Raw genomic sequence first — 6,468 nt, 5'->3', positions numbered from 1 at the left:
CCGCCGCAGTGGCCGCCGCGCAGGAAGCCCTGTCGCGCAATCATGCGGTGAATGAACGCCGTGCCGGCGAGACACGGCTCGACCTCGACATCGGTCTCCATCTCGGTGAAGTCTTCTACGGCAACATCGGGTCCGGCAGCCGCCTCGACTTCACCGTGATCGGCCCAGCCGTCAACGAGGCGAGCCGCATGGAAGCGTTATGCGGCAAGCTCGGCGTGCCGCTGGTCTTCTCCCAGGACTTCGGGGTGGCCTGCGGGCGCAAGGTGCGTTGCCTCGGCCGCCACGGGCTGCGGGGACTGTCGCACGAACGCGAACTGTTCACGCTCGCCTGATCGGTCGGCGCATTCCAGCTGTGGGATGATGCAAGCGAGCGCGCCGGATTCTGAAATACCGGAAATCGCCGTTGGAACGTGCGTTGAGCGCAGCCTCGTCCATCACCTGGAACCGGGAGCGGTCAAGCCAAAGTCGAGACGTTTGATAGGCCGGAAGAGGCCGACGGCCCGGTTCCCTGTAGCGCTCGCCGCCGGTCATCAGTAAGCGTCACGAGCGTCGCACATATGCCAGCCAAGACCGAGGCCGTCCGCCTGGCGCTCCAGCACGAGATTGGGCGCAATCGTGCCAGCGTGCCGCTCCGCGTGCGCCTTGCCAAGCTGCAGGAGCGGGCAACTGCGATCGGCCTTCCGAATCCAAAGTTCGACATGAAGAAATTCACCGATGAAATGTGGAGCGATGACTGATGTTTGTCGACGCCTCGGTCAGCGTTGCCATTGTCAACAAGGAGCCCGGCTGGGAGGAACTGGAGAAGCAGCTCTCAGCGGCGACCGGGCCTGCCCATGTCTCTCCCCTCGTCCGGTTCGAAGTGGTCCAGGGTCTTGCGCGGGCGGCCGCCGAAAACACAGAAGAGTACCAAACCCACACCTGACATGATCGCTCGCGCCCGCGGACTGGTCGACGATTTTGTGACCGAGATCATGGCCAAGGACATCATTATATCCGTTGACATCGGCAATGGCGCGATCGAAGCCAGCATGAACTATGGCAAGGCTGTTGGGCACAAAGCTGACCTCAATTTCGGCGATTGCTTCGCCTACGCTTGCGCGACGGCCCATCGGTTGCCGTTGCTCTACAGAGGCAATGGCTTTTCGCAGACGGATCTGGCTTAAAGCCGCATCGAAACTGCGCAACGTTACCGGAACGGAAGGTCTGGCCCATTCTGTCGCTTCCGACTACCGTGGTGAAATAATCCACCCGCGATCGCAGTATTTGCGCCCGAGTTGTTCGCCGAGTGGCGACCTCACACAATCGTCAGATAGTCGCGCAGCGGGTCTTTTGTCGCATGCCGAAAAAATGAAGCTCCGCCATCGGGTGGTATGTGCATCGTTGTACCTGGATGATTGGCTCCGCAAGAGGGTGGCCAGCGTGCTCGACACGCTCTCCGACACAAATTTGTTGTTGCTCGCTTTTGCGGCGCTTGCCGCTGTAGGCACGGACGCGAAAGCGCCACTTTTATCGAGGTTATGTCCTGGCTGGCGCCGACGACACTCTGGAGACCGTATGAAGACTGCAATCGCTCTTACGCTCGCCGCTCTTGTACTCGCGGGTTGCACTGGATCCGGCGCCACCACGAAGAGGCCCGAAATTGCTGTCGCCGGACCTGCATCACAAGATCCAGTGGCGGGGGCTGATGGCTCGACAACGATTGACGGCGCAGTAAACCAGGGAGCTCCCCAAGGGATGGCAGCTGGGACCAGTCCAATCAATCCCGACACACAGGCTTCATTCTGCCAGGACCAGGTTGCGTTTATGTTCAAGACGGAGCCGCAATACGTTACGACGCGCGAACGTATGGTCGCAGCGGATGGCTCGACAACGATTGACGTCACAGTTGATAGGGGGAACGAGGGCGTCAAGACCTACAAATGTCGCCTCGACGCCGGTAATCGCTTTATCGACGTGATCGCGTCGACGAGCGAGGGAGCGCTGTAGCGCCTGACCACATTGCCGGCCGATGCATTGGCGAGTTGGAATTCTGGCTTTGGGTCGAAGCGGAAGGAACAACTATCGATCGGTAATATCGCGTCACCAAATCGGCCCACGATTGAAGTTGTCGGGACGCGTTGCGTAATGCCTCCGATCTTCGGTCTCGGCGGCTGGCGGCCCGCTCACTCTCCGTGGGCAGGCCGGGCTGGGTGCGGTCGAGTGCCTGGATATGGCTCTTCTCGTCGACCGACAGCACGATGGCGGGCCGTTGGATCGAGATAGAGGCCGACGACGTCGCGCAGCTTGTCGACGATCTTCGGATCATTGGAGAGCTTGAACTGGCGCCAGCTGTGGGGTGCGAGGCCATTTGCCTTCCAGATGTGCTTGACGGCGCCGGCGCTGATTGGCGGCTTGCGCCATCATGTCGGCGGTCCAGTGGGTCGTCTCGCCCGGCGGATCGGCAAGCGTCAGTGCCACGACGCGCTCGCCGACATCGGGACCGAGCGGCGGAATGCGCGGCGGCCGCGTCTTGTCGCGCAGCAGCCCGTCACAACCTTCCGCGGCAAAGCGCTCCTGCCAGCGCCAGACGCAGGTCTTCGGCTTGCCGGTGCGGCGCATGATCTCGACGGTGCCGACGCCGTCGGCGGACAAAAGCACGATCTCGGCGCGCCAGACATGCTTTTGCGGGGGCGTTGCGATCCCTGATCAGCGCCGTCAGGCGGACGCGATCGGCCGACGAAACGGTGAACGATATTCCTGTGCGCATGCGCCAGACTCGCACGCGCAGGCCAGAATGGGAATCCCAAAAGGACTTATGTCGGGCGCGAACCAGTAGATCGCCCATATTGGCTGGCTCAGCGACGAGCAGTTCTGCGCGTTTAACAACGTTCAGCGCTGAGCAGGGATAAGATTCGCCCCTCGCACATCCTACTGCGCTGCGCGGCTGGCCAGGCAGGGTTTTATCCGGGTGTCTATATCACTGCGATGACCCTGCCTGCCGCGTCGAGGCGACATTTGACCCTTGCCTGTCGGACCTCGATACCGCTTCGCGTTGCGTATTCTATGCGCACCTCGATCGGGGCGGTGAGCGCGCCACGGCGATGCCGGTTCAGGAGGCCTGCACTTACCGCCTGCACACGCACCGCTCCAAAAGGCTTCGCGCCGGACACGATTGCCTGACGGCAGGCGCGAACGACAGCACCCGGCGTACCCGGCTTGGCTCTCAATCGCGCCGGTCTCAGCATGGAGTACCCTGCGGCGCGCTCAATGGACTTACCGCGCCCAGCTCTGGAAGGCCGGAGAATGGGTGGCAAGACGATGGAATGTCGTAAGCCCGCCGTTGGGCTAATCACATTTGACGTGCCGACACCGCTAGCTCCGGCTGACCAGGAGCCTGGAGGCGCACCTCTTGTGCTGTTTCCCAGAGCAGCACCGGCGCCTGCACGAGCGCCTGTCGATCCGCGGCTGCTTGCGCTCCCACTGTTGCTGCCGCCCCCCAGGCTGGCGCCGCTTTTGCCGCTTGATGTCCCAGAGGTTGCGCCCCCTGCCCCGCCGAGGTTCGCGCCCACCCCCAAGCTGGCCCCGCTCCTGCCGATTGAGGTTCCAAGGTTTGCGCCCCCCACTCCGTCAACATTCGCGCCAAACCCTAACGAGGCGCCTTTCGAGCCGGCGCCCAGATTGGTGCCGATTCCGACACCGCCGACTTTGCCGCTGCCTCCCACGGTTGCTCCGATCGACCCGTTGCTTGTTCCGGCCGATGCGCCGGCATCTGCTCCCCCCGGTTCGCCGAGATTCGCGCCAACCCCTACCGAGGCGCCCTTTGAGCCGACGCTCACATTGGCGCCGACACCGACACCACCGGCTTTGCCGCCCAGGCCCAGGTCAAGAGCCGACGCTGGCCCGATCGCAACGAGTATCGACAATGTTGCAGCGATGTACTTACGCATCAACCAACGTCCTCCTGTGTGCAATTCGCGCATCGGCAACCCATGTGGCCTGTCCTTCACCGCCAAGAGCCACCAGTCGGCTGCTTCGTCGGGAGTAACGCGTCGGGAAGCACTATCCTTGTCAGCGGAACGGTGCGCAGCGGTTTGCGGGCTTTCACTTGGCGAACCGGTTTCCGGGCAGGCTGACTTGCACGCGGTCTTGTGCGATCGGCGGCCCGTGCCTTAGGCATATTGTCGAGCGCTTGACGCGCCTCACGCGTCTTGAGGCTGTCGATTTCCATGCGCGCCGCAGTGAGGTCACGGCTTAGCGCACTGACCCTGTCACGCTCTTCCTCCAACGCCTTGTGCTGCGCTGACGTGAGCCGGCTCAATTCCTCTTTTGCCTCGTCAAGCTCCTGGCGGACATCGTTGAGAGCCTGGGAATCTGAAACTGCCTTGGCGCGTTCCCGCGCGAGCGCTTCGCCAACTCGCCGTGCAGCAGCCTCTCCGGCGGCCAGGGCAGCGGCGTCAAGTTTTGCGCGTGCCTCCAGAGCAACAATGGATTGGCGAGCCTGGGCGAGATCGCGTTCGTATAGCCCGACCTTGCGCTGCTCCTCACCAAGCGCGCGCCCCGCCTCCGCCAACGCAGCCTCCGCCGTGTGGCGCGCTGCCCGCCAAGCGCCGCTGTCGCGCATCGCGAACACGGCTTTGGCCTTCAGACTATCGACTTCACCCCGGACCAGTCTCAGGTCGCGTACGAGCCTCTTGATCCGTTGCAGCTGTTCTTCTCGGGCCAGCTCCAGTTCAGCGGTTTTATCGGCGATGGCACGCGCTTGCGCGCTGGCGACATTTGCGGCCTGCCGCCTTGCATCAAGTTGCTCACGCGCCGCCGCCAGTTCGAGGCGCAGTGCTTCCTCGCGCTCGACATTGGTTGTCGCGCTGCTCTTGAACGCGTCTATTTCCCTGCCTGCGGCGAGGAGTTTCTGTTCCAGCGCAGCGCTTTTGGCCCGCAACCGCGCTGCCAACTCATGCTCTTTGTCGGCCCGCGCTTGCGCAACTTGCCTGGCGCGCGACGCTGCCCTTGCATTCTGCGCCAGCTCAGCCTTTGCCTGTTGGAGGTCGGCCCGCACCGCGCTGAGTTTCTGGATCAAGGTGGCAGTCGATTGACGCTCCGCCGCGAGAAGCTGGTCATACCGGAGCACTTGATAGCGAGCTGCCTCACGGACGGCGAGCAATTCTTGGCGCGCTGCGTCGGCCTCCATGCGAGCCGCCGCCAGGTCACTCAGCAATGCGTCCGCCCTCGACCGCTCCTGTTCCAGAGCTTTCTGCTGCTCTGTTGCAGCAAGCCCGGCCGCTGCGCGAAGACCGGCCGAGCCGGGGTGCGCCACAGGCGCACGCTCCTCAGAATGGCCGCGCTCCGAAGCGGCGGCCGACGAACCGTCGGTGGCTGCGGATGTTGTTCCCGTGTCAGGTGCCTGAGAGCGTTCAACCAAACCGGTTTCGTCGATGGACCGATGTTTGTTGGATCTGATCGTCGTCACTGTCGTCACTGGACGTTCGTGGAAGCCGCTTCTTGCGTGCAAGCGATCCGTAATCAGCTTCTCCAGGTCGCTCGCACGCAAGCCAGCGGCCGGCACTTGACCAATGATCGGAAGGTCGAGGGTGCCAGCTGTCCCAATCGTGAATGTATTGCTGAGGGCAGAACCCTCCGCCACGCCGCCACGCAGCGCGGTCCATCGTGAAACGCGTATTTCGACCGTGTCTTGTGGGGCAAGTCTGCCGTCAAACTCCGACTGACCGCTTGCCGGCGATCCAAATAGCATCGTGAGCAGAATGACGCCTTGCATGGCGCTGCGCCACCGCTTGCGGGTACCAGCTTGACGGTCCCTGCGGGCAGAGCTGTGGCAGGCCAATTTGGAACGCCGCACATGTTTCATTGCTAAACCTCACTTGGCCACGCAACATTTGCTGAGATCGAATCGGCGCGAAAATCGTGCGCCCGGTCCAGTACCGGGCAGCGCAATCACAGCGCGAGACTAGCAATGTCATTTGACCGAGGTGAGCACCCAATAAGGCTTAAAATGACCCGCTAATTCCCTCAATCGTTCACATGTCACGCGCCGATATACCACCTATGGTGGAGCCAGAATTGTTTGATGAGTCGCATGCGCACGCCGAATCGATCTGTTCGGACTCGATCCGCGGCAGGCCGGCAAACACGAGCCTGAAACTTGGCGCCTCAATCGCGAACCGGCACTGCGCAGACGATTTGCCGCGCTCAGGCCGAACTCAAGAATTCCGCCGCGCTCGGGAGTGCATCTCTACCAGTTGCCGAACATGATCGGCCAGAGCCAGCGACGCCGTCAGGCCTGGCGATTCAATCCCGAACAAATGGATCAAGCCCGCAATGCCGTGACCGTCGCTGCCTTCAACGGCAAAATCCTGTCCTGGCGCTCCGGGCGGCACGATTTTCGGACGAATTCCCGTGTAGCCTGGGAGCAGCCGCGCATCCTCGAGACCCGGCCAGTAGCGCCGGACAGCGCTGGCAAAGCGCGGCAAGCGT

At 62.6% G+C, this 6,468-nt stretch carries 5 protein-coding genes and 2 pseudogenes; 4 read left to right on the top strand and 3 right to left on the bottom strand.

Annotation, left to right across the window (positions count from 1 at the left end):
• The 4 genes and pseudogenes from MAXJ12_RS26035 to MAXJ12_RS38075 form a co-directional block, all read left to right on the top strand.
• On the top strand, positions 1-332 hold a 332-nt coding region (locus tag MAXJ12_RS26035), incomplete at its 5' end, for an adenylate/guanylate cyclase domain-containing protein (RefSeq protein ID WP_008839072.1).
• Positions 333-557: 225 nt separating this feature from the next.
• Positions 558-737 (top strand): type II toxin-antitoxin system VapB family antitoxin, encoded by a 180-nt coding sequence (locus MAXJ12_RS26030; protein WP_008839071.1) that lies wholly within the window; start codon positions 558-560, stop codon positions 735-737.
• Positions 737-1,163 (top strand): annotated as a pseudogene (locus MAXJ12_RS26025) (type II toxin-antitoxin system VapC family toxin). The gene MAXJ12_RS26030 and the pseudogene MAXJ12_RS26025 overlap by 1 nt, the downstream one beginning before the upstream one ends.
• A gap of 640 nt (positions 1,164-1,803) precedes the next feature.
• The gene (locus tag MAXJ12_RS38075; protein ID WP_162097509.1) at positions 1,804-1,986 is read left to right on the top strand and encodes a hypothetical protein; all 183 of its coding nucleotides are present in this window, start codon (positions 1,804-1,806) and stop codon (positions 1,984-1,986) included.
• A 172-nt stretch (positions 1,987-2,158) separates the two neighbouring features.
• Here the strand turns inward: MAXJ12_RS38075 and MAXJ12_RS26015 are convergent.
• The 3 genes and pseudogenes from MAXJ12_RS26015 to MAXJ12_RS35775 form a co-directional block, all read right to left on the bottom strand.
• Positions 2,159-2,746: pseudogene (locus MAXJ12_RS26015) on the bottom strand (helix-turn-helix domain-containing protein); the annotation flags it as partial.
• A 1,236-nt stretch (positions 2,747-3,982) separates the two neighbouring features.
• Positions 3,983-5,752: a polysaccharide biosynthesis/export family protein gene (locus MAXJ12_RS26010; protein WP_008839068.1), complete on the bottom strand. Its 1,770-nt coding sequence runs from the start codon at positions 5,750-5,752 to the stop codon at positions 3,983-3,985.
• A 442-nt stretch (positions 5,753-6,194) separates the two neighbouring features.
• Positions 6,195-6,464, bottom strand: a complete 270-nt coding sequence (locus tag MAXJ12_RS35775) for an FAD-dependent oxidoreductase (protein ID WP_420492395.1) — start codon at positions 6,462-6,464, stop codon at positions 6,195-6,197.
• Positions 6,465-6,468: the final 4 nt, after the last annotated feature.

This window comes from Mesorhizobium alhagi CCNWXJ12-2, assembly GCF_000236565.1.
Taxonomy (GTDB): domain Bacteria; phylum Pseudomonadota; class Alphaproteobacteria; order Rhizobiales; family Rhizobiaceae; genus Allomesorhizobium; species Allomesorhizobium alhagi.
Note: the sequence above shows the minus strand (reverse complement) of the source record. Positions and strands in the feature narration are given on the sequence as shown.